The sequence below is a fragment of the Bradyrhizobium betae genome, from assembly GCF_004123905.1.
GTDB classification, from domain to species: Bacteria; Pseudomonadota; Alphaproteobacteria; order Rhizobiales; family Xanthobacteraceae; genus Bradyrhizobium; species Bradyrhizobium betae_A.
The window spans coordinates 143,381-156,548 of the sequence record NZ_MZXW01000053.1 but is presented as its reverse complement, the minus strand read 5'-3'; the positions used below and the strand labels follow the sequence as shown (position 1 = coordinate 156,548).

The 13,168-nt window shown below is 59.2% G+C and carries 10 protein-coding genes; 3 read left to right on the top strand and 7 right to left on the bottom strand.

What is annotated here, in order from left to right; translation table 11 throughout:
- Window positions 1-67: 67 nt before the first annotated feature.
- From queC to B5V03_RS35810, 5 genes are all read right to left on the bottom strand, one after another.
- Window positions 68-766 carry a 7-cyano-7-deazaguanine synthase QueC gene (queC, locus tag B5V03_RS35830; RefSeq protein WP_245502448.1) on the bottom strand — a complete coding sequence of 233 codons (699 nt, stop codon included), beginning with the start codon at window positions 764-766 and terminating at the stop codon, window positions 68-70.
- A complete protein-coding gene (locus tag B5V03_RS35825; RefSeq protein ID WP_129275090.1) occupies window positions 763-1,212 on the bottom strand; it encodes a nucleoside 2-deoxyribosyltransferase in 450 nt (149 codons plus the stop codon). The genes queC and B5V03_RS35825 overlap by 4 nt, the downstream gene beginning before the upstream one ends.
- Window positions 1,213-1,546: 334 nt before the next feature.
- Entirely contained in the window at window positions 1,547-2,980 is a 1,434-nt protein-coding gene (locus B5V03_RS35820; RefSeq protein ID WP_129275089.1) for an SIR2 family protein, read from the bottom strand.
- Between the two features lie 14 nt (window positions 2,981-2,994).
- The gene (locus B5V03_RS35815; protein ID WP_349643413.1) at window positions 2,995-4,176 is read right to left on the bottom strand and encodes a DUF6884 domain-containing protein; all 1,182 of its coding nucleotides are present in this window, start codon (window positions 4,174-4,176) and stop codon (window positions 2,995-2,997) included.
- Between the two features lie 53 nt (window positions 4,177-4,229).
- Window positions 4,230-6,293, bottom strand: a complete 2,064-nt coding sequence (locus B5V03_RS35810; protein WP_129275087.1) for an ATP-binding protein — start codon at window positions 6,291-6,293, stop codon at window positions 4,230-4,232.
- Between the two features lie 1,002 nt (window positions 6,294-7,295).
- Between B5V03_RS35810 and B5V03_RS35800 the strand changes: the two genes are divergently transcribed.
- From B5V03_RS35800 to B5V03_RS35790, 3 genes are read left to right on the top strand one after another with little or no spacing between them, the layout of a single operon-like run.
- Window positions 7,296-7,757, top strand: a complete 462-nt coding sequence (locus B5V03_RS35800; protein WP_206736237.1) for a (2Fe-2S)-binding protein — start codon at window positions 7,296-7,298, stop codon at window positions 7,755-7,757.
- A gap of 8 nt (window positions 7,758-7,765) precedes the next feature.
- Window positions 7,766-9,934: a xanthine dehydrogenase family protein molybdopterin-binding subunit gene (locus B5V03_RS35795; RefSeq protein ID WP_164988512.1), complete on the top strand. Its 2,169-nt coding sequence runs from the start codon at window positions 7,766-7,768 to the stop codon at window positions 9,932-9,934.
- Window positions 9,931-11,274 carry a cytochrome c gene (locus B5V03_RS35790; RefSeq protein ID WP_129275084.1) on the top strand — a complete coding sequence of 448 codons (1,344 nt, stop codon included), beginning with the start codon at window positions 9,931-9,933 and terminating at the stop codon, window positions 11,272-11,274. Before B5V03_RS35795 ends, B5V03_RS35790 begins: the two co-directional genes overlap by 4 nt.
- Before the next feature lie 347 nt (window positions 11,275-11,621).
- Here B5V03_RS35790 and B5V03_RS35785 read toward each other — a convergent pair whose 3' ends face one another.
- Both B5V03_RS35785 and B5V03_RS35780 read right to left on the bottom strand, forming a co-directional pair.
- The gene (locus tag B5V03_RS35785; protein ID WP_164988511.1) at window positions 11,622-12,446 is read right to left on the bottom strand and encodes a TIGR00282 family metallophosphoesterase; all 825 of its coding nucleotides are present in this window, start codon (window positions 12,444-12,446) and stop codon (window positions 11,622-11,624) included.
- Window positions 12,424-13,020, bottom strand: coding sequence for a 5-formyltetrahydrofolate cyclo-ligase (locus tag B5V03_RS35780; protein WP_129275083.1), 597 nt, complete (start codon window positions 13,018-13,020; stop codon window positions 12,424-12,426). Before B5V03_RS35780 ends, B5V03_RS35785 begins: the two co-directional genes overlap by 23 nt.
- Window positions 13,021-13,168: the final 148 nt, after the last annotated feature.

Here is a 13,168-nt window from a genome sequence, read left to right as displayed (position 1 = left end):
CAAAACAGGTGCATAATGCTATTATTCCGAAATTCCTCTACGCTACTTTCCGACAGGATTGAATTGGCTACACCGAGGTCGCACTGAATTCCCGCCAGCCCTTCTCTCGCAGGCGGCAAGCGTCGCACTGAGTGCATCCGTATCCCCATGAGTGCCTCTTCTCTCTCGCCCCTTCGTAGCAGCTATGCGTCTCCTCCCTGATGAGTTCGAGCAAGGCACTGCCGCCAAGGTCACGCGACAGCCTCCAGACTCCGGCCTTGTCTAGCTCCATCAGGGGGCATTGTACTGACCATGAAAAACCTGTCGCTTCGTTCAGCGCTGCTTCTATTGCGCTCATGGCCTTTCGTCGACAGTCGGGATAACCCGAATATTCAGTCTCGCTGACGCCGCAGGCGAGTGTCTCAATGCCCCTCCGGAACGCTACACTTGCGCTCAAAGACATCATTATGAGGTTTCGCCCGGGGATATACTTCTTCCGAAGGAGCATCTCACTTCGGGAGACGTCGTACGTCGCGATATTGCCTGCGATCTGACCAGCAAGGTCGAGTGCAACCACATGGTCCGGCCCGAGCCGGGTGGCCATTTCAGGGAATTCATCAGCCAAACGAGAGCGGAAAATGGCTCGCTGCTTCATCTCTACAGCGTGCTTCTGCCCGTAATCAAAGCCGATCGTTTCGACCCTTTCATAATTCTTGAGAGCCCACGCGAGAACCGTGGCGGAATCCTGGCCGCCGGAGAATAGGACCAGTGCCGCTGAGTTGCTCAATGCTGCTCCCATTGTCGGCGTCGAATCCAATCACACGCAGAATCGATATCCCTAAATATCTTACGGAGTGCGCAATCGATCATCGGGTTGTCCCCGACAGGAAGCAGAGATCGAACGTCTGTTTTTATGCCAACGCAAATCTTTCCGCGACTGTAAGCATAGCCCAGCTCAAAGCACGCCCCTTCATCGATCACCCGCCCGTCCATAACGATCATGAGAATATCGCATCGATCGATTGCGCGGATGTCCGCAGAAAAAATGGAGCTTTTTGCCTCCTCCAAAGACATTCCGCTTGCGACGAGATCGACGAGTAGAGAGCCATCTTCTTGGGGAAGATAAACGTCCGCAAACCCCGTCAAGCTATCGCGCAATAGGACATTCCACTGGCGCTCTTGAGGAGAAAACAGTGGACCAGCCAGATAAATACTGGGTCGGTTAGAAATCAAAGCGCCCCATCCCCGTCAATAATCTCTCTAAGGCGCTCCGCAAACGGAAACTCCTTGTAGCCCTCGTCCAGTAGGATTTTTCTGGCGATCGCCTTGGCGACCTCGCTCGTCGTAAGGTGGCTCGTATCGAGTACCCGATCATCTTGGATTCGGTAGATTTGCCTAAGAGATTTATCCTGCTTCTTTAGCGTCTCCAACTCAAAGCCGAATTTTCCGTCGGGTTCTTTTGAGGAGCTGCGTTGTAACAGGCGCTCTTCGAGAGCGTCGGGCGATGCGCCAAGAAAGAATAAGTGCCCATCCTCGAATGGCTTTTTATATTGTTCGATGCGGTTCCTTAGTTCAATAGCTTTTCGTTTGACTCGACTTTGTCCCCGTTCTTAGAAAAGGCGAATAAGTCAAGGAACGCACGATCCATGATGCGCACGCCGGAGCTAGGGCGCATCATGTTTCGGTTCTTTTCGATCAACCTAGGAAAGAGATAGTCATCGACAATCTTCTGTTCATCAGGGGTGAGACTAGTGTCATCTTGATACATTTCTTTCGGAACGCGTCCACTGAATTCCTCGAATGTCGTAAAGCAGCGCAATGCATCGACTGTCGAGCTCTTCCCGGACGCAACAGAACCAACGATGTAGTACTTTCTGTGGATAGTGCTCTGCGCCCCCATCGCTAGGAGCAGTTCGTCGAATTGCGCCGCCGATGAAGAGTTCAGTAAGTCAATCAATTCCTTATGCTGGGCAGTGGTCAGGAAGATCGTGATCAGATTGTAGACATGGAGGTTAACATCGAAAATGTCGGATCGGACGCCAGCTGACCTCGGTTCGTTGTCCTTTTCGTGGAGCACAAGGAAGTGGTGATTGGCGGGATTTCGCTTTGCGCTCGACCTCAAGATATTCTTCAGGGAGTTGTCATTAAGCGAAAGCCCAAGCAAGACGAACGTTCGAACTGCGAACTGGTTCACCACATATTCTGCATTGTACGAATTTGGCGACAGCATCACGTCCGCAAAGGCATCCTCGGTAAGTACTACTTTCGCGCTACTGCGCCGTGGCTGGTCGCGCGGAAGACTGCCGTTGATGTGGTATATTACTGGTGCGTGCTTTCGTGTTTCGACCTTTGGATAATAAATGATTTCCGGATTGGCTATCGCTGTATCGGGCGCGGCGGTCAGAATTCCCTCGACATGCGCGGTTACAGCTTGGTCAACGATGTCGTCGAAGTTGAGGGTGACGGCGAAGCCAGATTTGCAGACTAGGCTGGCTAGGCCCTTCAAGTAAGTGTGCTCCTTAGTAATCTCCTCGAAGGTCTTATCGGCAACATCTTGATACAGACATTGCCGAATCTTCTGCTTCCAGGCTGAGTTGACGCGATCCTCGTGGTAGCGGTCGGGTGGATTGTCCGCAGACTTGGAATAATCTGCATGGTGATGCCGATAGAGAATCTCAGCAAGGAACGTCTCTGGAAAGCGTTCCTTTTGGTGCTGAGCCGAAAGTAGGTCAGAAATTCCTGCTGCCTGTGCTAAGCGGCTGACTAGCACACCCCACAGAGGGATCTTTGCGTCGAATGACACCCCCGCGCCCAAGACAAGGCCAAGGCGTCTGTGTTCGGAAGCTCGCTGCCAAAGGTGGGTGAGCCACAGCGGAAGCTTAGGCTGTTCTTTAATGGCCTGTGCAAGAGCGTATGCGGAGGGCTTTGTTGCAACAATACGCCGCCGACTACGCGGTGGCTTTCTTCGAGAAACAGAATGGCTGACTCTCTTAGGTGACATGTTGTGCTCTGTTGCTAGCGATAACCATTTTTGTTCAAGTACGCCTCAAGCAATGCTAGGAACTTCAAGTCGTATTGTTCGCCAACGTCGCGAACATTCCAAAGACCCGTTTCTTTGATGCTGGCCTTGTCAGAGAATTTCCCGAGCCAATTCGGGCTGCCTGATTCAAGCGCACAAAGGTGTTCGGTGAACATCGCGATGAATTGTCGTTCAACTGTTGCTCGCATACTGCTCTTACCGGCCGTGTCGATAACCGGAATGGCGAGGACACGAAGATTTCCGATGTATTGAGAGACCCTTGCCTCTAGAGCCGCCTCGCGATCGGTGATGTCTCGGGGAGCGGATTGTCCTTTGCCCCAATCCGGATATTGATCTTGGAGGCTGTCACGCTCAATGAGGGCGCGGCCAACGTGAAGACGGAATACCGAGGCTCGATGATTGCCTTGACCTGCCTTCGTTCCGAAATGAGTTCGTAGTCGGTTTCTGAGGGTGGCCGTCGATCCCGCAGAGATTCCATGTGTGCCGATACGAACCAGTCGTGGAAAAACTGTTGAAAATCTGGTCGCTTCCGACCCATCGAAGAAGAAGTACACTCCATGTGATGGAAGATCGGTCGCTAGTAAGTCGGCGAGGCGGGGCGGCGTTCGCGATTCTGAAATCCGCTCAAAAAGTGCATACGCGCTCCTGATCGCAGCGCCCCTGCGTTCGATCTTGATTGCCTCATTGAGAAACGCGAGGCGTGTTCCCAGCGACAGGGAGCGCATCGGCGTAAAATAGTTCAATGGGTCGCTGCTGCCCGCCTCAACGAGCGGAGCAAAGTAGTCGTCGCCAGCGAGTACGATAAAGTCCTTCGTCTGAAGTTCGCGTAGTTGCTTGTCCACTCGCTGAGCCCACTCTTGTTTTTCCTTTTTCGTCGCTGTCTTGAGGGTTTGCTCGTAAGGCTCTATCAGCTCGTCGGGACGCAGCAGGCCGTACTTCGCCGACAAAATGTAGAACGGTACACCCCAAAGCTCGGTAAGTTGAAGCGATTTTCGATACAGAGGGGACACGTACATGTCCCTAGCAATGTCCCGGTGGCCGCCCTTACTCTTGCTGCAAGAGATGAGAGCAACGAAGTTGGCAACATCCGGCCGTACCGAATCAGAGCTGGTGAGTGCCAGCCGGGCCAGAGATGTTTGTGCGGTAGTTGGTTTCATTCGGATCGGGCGCTGAATGCACAGGTTGGAGAGGGGGCCGAGTGGGCGGGATTCTATGAACCGGTTTGAGGTTGCTGGCCATTCACGCTAACCGGGGCCGCATTGTCGAAGTCGAACGAGGGCTCGCCCATTCGCCGGTGATCAGATTGCGGTTGATCGGGTGATTTCAAGACCGAGGCCTTGAGCCGAGCAATCCGTTCCTGAATCTCTTCGGTAGAAACCTCAATGCGAAGCTTCTCTTGTACAAATCTAAGCCGCGCGTCGCACTCGCGAATTAGTTCGGCCCAAGACTTTACCCATACTCGGTGATTAGGTTTGTCGATAAAAAGTCCTGCAGGGCGGTTTTCTTGAGTGATGCGCTGCCCGACGACGTCGTCGTACTTCGTCGTTACAAGGAAGAAGTGCCACTGAGTGGAGGTGTTTATGAAATCCGGTTGAGCCAAAATTGCGTTCACATAGTCCTCAAGCTGATCCACCTCCTTTCGGCCTATCTCCAAAGACGGGCGCTTTAGTTCGATAAGGAGATATTCATGCAGGTTGGCGTTCTCTCTGGGAACCACCCGTCCCAAGAACGAATCGATCCGGCCAATTCGTCCGTCCGGCTTACGAACTTTAGCGCCCCGCTTTCGCTTTAAAGCGAGCTCGTCCGACACGCGATCCATAATTTTGGTCAAGCCCGCTTCTGCCATTGTTAGGTGAAACCCCTCGCCGAATATCCACGTGTTGTCTCGAATAAGCGCGTCGAGTTCGCCTCGCTCCTTGATCGTGTTGCGATGCTTCGGTTCGAAAACGATCTCACGAAGAACTTCCAGCGCAACTATCCGGTTCGCAACCAGGCTGGATGCCGAAATGATGTTGCCCAGCTCTGTCCTCTCCAGTAGCTGAGAGAACTCGTCTTGCCGGACTTTCGGAAGATTAAACACGGCCTTCAGGATTCGTGTTACCGACTCCGGATTATTCTTCAGCGCTTCTTTCAGGAGCCCGAGAGCGATCTTTTTTAGAGGATTATCGGCCTTCTTGAAGTCTTTTGAATATGAAACAGCAGCATGTGTGGCGATGTCGAAGACCTGCCGTTCGTGTCGCTCAATCTCATCGCGAGGGTCCCCTTCATAAGGGTAGACACCGGCATCTTTCAGTTCTTGGATAAGCTCGCCAGATCTCTCCGCCTTCCGAGCGCGAAAATAGTCCCCCAAAGTATCTCGAATGTATTCTAGTACTCGCGCGAACGCGGGGTCTGCTAGCCCCCCGTCGAACTCGAGAAGATGAGCCTTAGCGATTTCGTTAAAGAAGGGCGTATAAGCATAAGCCGAGAAGCTAAAGTCGGGTGCCGTGACGCTTGCAGGCAGCGATCCGAGAACGACGCCTGCTTCGCCGCCGAAATAGATCTTTCGTTCGGCAACATGCGATTTCCACTCAATAACGCGCAAAGTCAGGTCTTTAACCGTGCGCCCCGGACATATTATTGGTTGAGACGGAAATTGATAAGAGTGTTCGATGGTCTTGTCCGGATCGACTGCATGTTGATCATAGACAATCTTGACGTCCGGATACTGCAGTATGTAGGGCGCGAATGTTGAGTCGAATTCCGATCGAGCATCTTCGCCACCGAGCCAATCAAATGTATTTTTCAGCGGCGAGAGTTCGACGACCGTGCCGGTGGGCTCGTTGGCTGGGACGGAAGTCGGCTCTGACACCGAACTGTTCTGGAGATGGTTGGCGTCAATTTCTATCTTGATCTGAAAGCGCCCCTCGTTCGTCTCGTAGACAGAGGTCCAGCGAGCGTTCTGGGCAAGCGAGTAGAAGCGCAATCTACCCTGGCCCTCCTTCCCGTGGATCGCGCGGCCGCGCTTAGTTGTTCTTGCGGCGTGCAATTTCCAGGACTCGCCGAGGCTCTCGAAGTCGTGCTCTGCGCGGCTCTGAGAGATGCCCGACCCATTGTCACGTATAACAATGGCCACGATGCCGCCAAGCGATGTTCGGTCTAGATCGACGCTTATCTCCGTGGCGTCAGCGTCGAGAGCATTCCAAACATACTCAGCAATGGCCTTGATGTTGTCGCGGGTGCTCGCGACCCTCTGAAGATGATCGTTCTTTGCCTTCAGCGTTAGGACGACCATTTCGATTTCTTAGGGGCTTGAGGGCGATATTGAGCAGCTAGGGTGGGAAAGGATGAGCGACCAAATCGCGCTACTATATTTCTAGCAACGTAAAGTCGTTTCTTCAAGGAAGATGGACCCTACGATTGGGTGCCCCCCCGCAACAAAAACACTGATTGGGGCACAGAAATTTGGATATGCGCAGCGGCGATGTGACGTCTCGCTAAGGCGTTGCAGCGAAGCCCCGGCCGAGCCGCTGCAGCCGCGCCACGGTACGCGCCACCTGCACAGCCGCCCACTCCGTTGAGCCGCAAGGAGTAGGAACGCCCCGGTTCGTAAGCGCCCTAGCTAGGCCGCTGAACGACGTGATGCCGCTGGATTAAAGGTCCCGAACTATGTGGGCGAGGTCAGCCGCCCGCTCATTGGGCGCGGTTACTTGGGCTTCCGCCGAGCCGCACTCCGCGTCTCTTCGCAGCCGCGAGAACCGCCTTGGTGCGGCCTGAGATCGCGCGGCGCTCTTCATCCGTGACCTGACGCCGCGGCCGCCGCCTGAGCGCGCGCCTCGTCCTTCGAGACGACCGCTTCGCGGTCTCCTCAGGATGAGGCTAAGCAGCATCGGTGCCCGTTGAAATTGCTGCCGCATACACCGCCCTCATCCTGAGGGCCCGCCGCAGGCGGGCGTCTCGAAGGATGGCCACAAGCGAGCCCGTGCCGCCGCCCGACTTTCCCAAACGCACGACTTTCGTCATCGCATGGTTTTGCGCATTCGCACGAACGAATGCGGCGATCAACGATGCATGCCGCAAAAATGCGTCAAAACATGACGCTTATCATATCAATTAGCCCAAAACGCTTGCAGCGATCGCCGCACAAATTCGTGAACGTCATGGCCTGAGGCCTCAGTCGCGCAAATATGCATTGCGGGAAATTTCGACGCTTCATCGTTTCGCATCGGTATGATTATGGTCGCGCGGAAGTTCGCCGAACCGATCGCCGTAAGCGATCCAGAGCAAGGGGATGCATATGGCAACAACTCTCACCGTCAACGGCGAAACGAAATCGTTCGACGCGCCACCGGACATGCCGCTGCTGTGGGTGCTGCGTGACATTCTCGGGATGACTGGCACCAAGTTCGGCTGCGGTATCGCGCAATGCGGCGCCTGCACCGTGCATGTCGACGGCAAGGCGGTGCGCTCCTGCGTGCTGTCGGTCAGCGCCGTCGCGAACCGCGCCATCACCACCATCGAGCATATCGGCAGCACGCCTGCCGGCGCGAAGGTGCAGAAGGCCTGGTTAGAGGCCGAAGTCGTCCAGTGCGGTTATTGCCAGTCCGGCCAGATCATGTCGGCTGCCGCACTGCTGGCGTCGACGCCCAACCCTGACGATTCCGACATCGACGCTGCGATGGCCGGCAACATCTGCCGCTGCGGCACCTATGTGCGCATCCGCGAGGCCATCAAGCACGCCGCCAACGGCCAGTCCTGAGGTCCGCCATGAATGCACATCATAACGTCTCCCGCCGCACGCTTCTGACCGGCGGTGTCGCGACCGGTTTCCTGCTCGCCTTCCATCTGCCGCTGCGCGCCGCCCCCAACGAGCCGGTGCAGCCGCCCGACGTGACCGACGGCAAGTTCGCGCCCAACGCCTTCATCCGCATCGACGCGGACGGCGCGACGACGCTGGTGATGCCGCAAGTCGAGATGGGACAGGGAATCTACACCGCGGTTTCGATGATCCTGGCCGAGGAACTCGACGCCGACTGGTCGCAGGTCAAGCTGCTGCACGCCCCCGCCAACGAGAAACTTTACGGCAATCCGATCTTCATCATTCAGGCAACCGGAGGCTCCACATCGGTCCGGGCGTTCTGGAAACCGCTGCGTGAGGCCGGCGCAAGCGCGCGCGCCATGCTGGTGCAGGCCGCGGCCGCGCAATGGCAGGTCGAACCTGCCAGCTGCACGACATCGAAGGGCCAGGTGACGCACAAGGCGAGCGGCCGCACGCTCTCCTATGGTGCGCTGGCGGCCGCCGCGAGCGGCCAGACGCCGCCCAAGAACGTCCCGCTCAAGGACCCCAAGGATTTCGTCTATATCGGCCAGCCGTTCAAGCGGCTTGATACCCCCGACAAGGTCAACGGCAAGGCCGTCTACGGCATCGACGCCATCGTGCCGGGCATGAAGTTCGCCACGCTGGCGCAGTGCCCGGTGTTCGGCGGCAAGGTCGGCAAGGTCGATGACCGCGAGGCCCGGAAGATTCCCGGCGTGCGACAGATCGTGGTGCTCGACGATCTCGTCGCCGTTGTCGGCGATCACATGTGGGCTGCGAAGAAAGGCCTCGATGCGCTCGAGATCGAGTGGAACGAGGGACCGAACGCAAAGATCAATTCGAAAGCGGTCTGGGACGATCTGCGCGCCGCCAGCGCAAAGGACGGCGTGGTCGCCCAATCCACCGGCGACATCGGCAAGGGCCTCGCGGTCGGTGAAAAATTCGAGGCTTCGTTCGAACTGCCCTTCCTGGCCCATGCCACGATGGAGCCGCTGAACGCCACGGTTCATTGCAAGCCGGATTCCTGCGAAATCTGGACGGGGACGCAGATCATGGCGCGCGTGCAGTCGGAGGCGGCGAAGGCCGCCGGACTCCCGGTCGAGAAGGTGACCGTCAACCAGCATCTCCTCGGCGGCGGCTTCGGCCGCAAGCTGGAGCCGGACATGGTGGTTGCCGCCGTTCGCATCGCCAAGCAGGTCGACGGGCCGGTCAAGGTGGTGTGGACCCGCGAGGAAGACATTCAGCACGATGTCTATCGACCGGTCTATCGCGACACGATCGCGGCGAGCCTGTCCGGTGGCAAGATCGTCGGCTGGAAATACAAGATCACGGGTGCGGCGATCATCGCGCGCTGGCTGCCGCCGGCGTTCCAGAAGGGCATCGACATCGACGCGATCGATAGCGCCACCGACGTGCCCTACGAGATCCCGAATGTCCACGTCGAATATGTCCGGGCCGAACCGCCGGCGATCCCGACCGGCTTCTGGCGCGGGGTCGGCCCCAACAACAACGTGTTTGCGGTCGAAAGCTTCATGGACGAACTGGCGCGCAAGGCGGGCAAGGACCCGGTCGAGTTTCGCCGCGGCATGCTGGCCAATTCGCCACGCTTCCTGTCCGTGCTCAACCTCGCCGCGGAAAAGGCGGGCTGGGGTCAGCCGCTGCCGGCGCGCGTCGGGCGCGGCGTGTGCTTGCAGCCGTCCTTCGGGAGCTGCATCGCCACGGTGGTGGAAGCGGAAGTCGACGAGCAGGGCGAGATCAAACTGCGCCGCGCGACCTCCGTGGTGGATACCGGCATCGCCGTCAATCCGGATACGATCGTGGCTCAGGTCGAGGGCGGGCTGATCTTCGGCCTTACCGCCGCGCTCTATGGCGAGATCACCATCGACAAGGGGCGGGTGCAGCAATCCAACTTCCATGACTACCGGATGCTGCGGATCAATCAGACACCCAAGATCGAGGTTCATGTCGTCAAGAGCGGCGAGGCACCCGGCGGGATCGGCGAGACCGGCACGACCGCCGGACCGCCGGCGCTTCGCAACGCGATTTACGCCGCAACCGGCGTGGCGCTGCGGCGTCTCCCGATCGATCGGAAACTGCTGGCTGCGGGGAAAAAGGCATGAGCGGCAAGATGCGTATCCTCACTGGCGTCATTGTGATCGGCGTCGTCGCAGCAGGGCTCGGCGTCTGGATCATCCGCGGGCCCGGCCCGCTCGACTTTGCCGGCGGCCCGAAAGTGGCGCTGGCGGATTACCGCGCCGGCAAGCCGACCGGCGTGCCTGCCAAGCTCGAAAAGGCGAGCCTGGTCGAACGCGGCGAATATCTAGCGAAGGCGGCGGACTGCATGGTCTGCCACACCAAACCCGGCGAGAAGGACTATTCCGGCGGGCTCGGCTTCAAGCTGCCGTTCGGCACGCTCTATTCCACCAACATCACGCCGGACAAGGACACCGGCATCGGCAATTACAGCGACCAGGATTTTCTCAACGCAGTCCAGCGCGGCAAGCGGCATGACGGCGCGCGGCTCTATCCGGCGATGCCCTACACGTCCTACACCTACATGAGCGACGACGACGTTTTGGCGGTGAAAGCGTATCTGTTCAGCCTGCCGGCAGTGCGCGCGAAGCCGCCGGAGAACACGCTGTCGTTCCCGTTCAACCAGCGCTGGGCGATGATCTTCTGGTCGGCCGTGTTCAATCCGGACACGCGTTATATGCCTGACACCTCGAAGAGCCCGGAGTGGAACAGAGGCGCGTATCTGGTTGAAGCGCTGGCGCATTGCGGCGAGTGCCATACACCGCGCAATCTCGGCTTTGCGCTCGATAACCGCAAGAAATTCGGCGGCGCGATTACCGCCGGCTGGCGCGCCTTCAACATCTCCTCGGACAAGGCGACTGGCTTGGGCAATTGGCGCGACGAAGACCTGACCTCCTATCTCTCGCTCGGCCATGCGCCGGGTCACGGCTCGGCCTCGGGTCCGATGGGCGAAGCGGTCGATCACAGTTTTAGCCAGTTCGCGCCCGAAGACATCAGCAGCATCGTTGCGTATCTGCGCAGCGTGCCGCCCGTGCCCTCGCCCGACCTGCCCGCGACCACGGCGCCTGTCGCACCCGCCTCGCACAAGGACGGCGTGACGGCGGACGCCCGCGGCAAGATGCTGTTCGCCGGCGCCTGCGCCAGCTGCCACGGCTGGAGCGGCGAGAGCCCGGTCTCGCCGATGGCGACGCTCACCGGCACCTGGGCGGTCAACGACCCCGCCGCCACCAACGTCGCGCAGATCGTGCTGTCGGGCACCAAGCGGCACACGCCGGATGGTGCGTTATCGATGCCGGCGTTTGGTAACGCGTATAGCGACGACGAGATCGCGGCGGTGGCGAATTACGTCACGGCGCGATTTGGCACGAAGGGCTCGAAGCTGACGGCGAAGGACGTGGCGGAGCTGCGGGAGCAGACGGCGGAGTAGTGCTGCTGCGTTACTTGCGTCGAGAGATTGACGCGTGATCGCGCGTCAATCTCAACTGTCGTCCCGGACAGCGACGCGCAGATCCGGGACCCATAACCACAGGGAGGAGTTTGGCGACGACTCGGAGTGACCAGCTTCCCGCGGCAACTACTCCCTGGGGTTATGGGTCCCCGCGCCCCGTGCGCAATTGCGCACTAGGCGGGGACGACACTGAGTATGCCGCACCACTCAGTCTCGTAGGGTGGGCAAAGCGAAGCGTGCCCACCACCTTTAACGATCGAGAAAGATCGTGGGCACGGCGCAAGTGCGCCTTTGCCCACCCTACGACACCGGGTGTGCCGCGCTGGTCAGCTCAACCAGAACCTCGGCGTCGCCGGCTCAAGCCTTCCGCCTGCACGCACCGGCGCGATCTTCAGCGCGAGGCCCGTCGCGTCGTCCGTTTCCACTGCAACGCCGCTGAGCGTCGCCGCACCCGCCGCCGGCTCGAATCTCCCCGACGGAATCCCCGACGTGAACCTGCGCAGCGGCTCTTCCTTCTGCATGCCGATGATGGAATCGTAATCGCCGGTCATGCCGGCGTCGGTCATGTAGGCGGTGCCGCCCGTGAGGATCTGGTGGTCGGCGGTCGGCACGTGCGTATGGGTGCCGACGACGAGGCTGGCGCGGCCGTCGCAGAAGAAGCCGATGCCCTGTTTCTCGCTGCTCGCCTCGCAATGGAAATCGACGACGATGGCGTCGGCGGCAACGCCGAGCGGACAGGCACCGAGCTCACGCTCCAGCGCTGCGAAGGGATCGTCGAACGGGGTCATGAAGACGCGGCCGAGCGCGTTGACGACGAGGGCGTGCTTGCCGTTCTTGGTCTCGACGAGGGCAGCACCGCGGCCGGGTGTGCCGCGCGGATAGTTCGCGGGACGCACAAGGCGCTCTGCGCGCTCGATGAAGACAAGGGCCTCACGCTGGTCCCAGGAGTGGTTGCCGAGCGTCACCGCGTCGGCGCCGGCGTCGAGAAACTCCTGGTAGATCGCTTCCGTGATGCCGAAGCCGCCGGCGGAATTCTCGCCGTTGACGACGACGAAATCGAGCGACCAGTCCTTGACCATGCCGGGGAGATATTCGGCGATGGCGTTGCGGCCGCTACGGCCGACGACATCACCCACGAAGAGAATGCGCAACTTCAGAACTCCGGAAATCAAACACGTCCGATTCCGTTAGCACATAATCCAGCGCCACGTCGTGGGATAGTGCCGGAACGGCCTTGATCTCCTGCGCTGCAAAAGCAAGCCCGATGCCGACGATGTTCTTGGCTTTGCGCAAATGCGCGAAGGTGTGGTCATAGTGCCCCGCACCATAACCGATGCGATGGCCGAGACGGTCGAACGCCGCGAGCGGCGTCAGCATGATGTCGGGGATCACTTCGGCGGCGGCAGGCGACGGCTCGGGAATGCCGAGCGGGCCGAGCATCAGGCGGTCGTTCGGATGGAAGAGGCGGAAGATCAGCGACTGGCCGCGCGCGGTGACGCAAGGCAGCGCCAGCCTGGCGCCCTCTTCCGCGAGCTTCCTCAGCAGCGGCATCGGATCGATCTCGCTGCGGATCGGCGAATAGCCGGAGACGATGCTGCCGGGCAGCAGATCGAACGGCAGCCCGCGCTTGGCGAGCTTTGCAGCGGCGGCGGTGCGCTTCTTTTCGCTCAGCGCATCGCGCGCCGCGAGGGCTTTGGCACGGAGGTCGGCTTTCGAAGTGGACATGCGCGTTTCCCCCGAAGGCGAAGTCTTGCTCCGCCGTCATCGTCCGCCTTGTGCGCCCTTGCGCACCGGGGCGGACGATCCAGTATTCCAGAGACGCCAATGCAAGAACCTCGACGCCGCGGCGTACTGGATGCCCCGGTCAAGCCGG

Coding starts and splice junctions, on each gene's coding strand:
- B5V03_RS35820 (WP_129275089.1), bottom strand. CDS start 2,980: ATGTCACCTAAGAGAGTCAGCCATTCTGTTTCTCGAAGAAAGCCACCG.
- B5V03_RS35815 (WP_349643413.1), bottom strand. CDS start 4,176: ATGAAACCAACTACCGCACAAACATCTCTGGCCCGGCTGGCACTCACC.
- B5V03_RS35810 (WP_129275087.1), bottom strand. CDS start 6,293: ATGGTCGTCCTAACGCTGAAGGCAAAGAACGATCATCTTCAGAGGGTC.
- B5V03_RS35800 (WP_206736237.1), top strand. CDS start 7,296: ATGGCAACAACTCTCACCGTCAACGGCGAAACGAAATCGTTCGACGCG.
- B5V03_RS35795 (WP_164988512.1), top strand. CDS start 7,766: ATGAATGCACATCATAACGTCTCCCGCCGCACGCTTCTGACCGGCGGT.
- B5V03_RS35790 (WP_129275084.1), top strand. CDS start 9,931: ATGAGCGGCAAGATGCGTATCCTCACTGGCGTCATTGTGATCGGCGTC.
- B5V03_RS35780 (WP_129275083.1), bottom strand. CDS start 13,020: ATGTCCACTTCGAAAGCCGACCTCCGTGCCAAAGCCCTCGCGGCGCGC.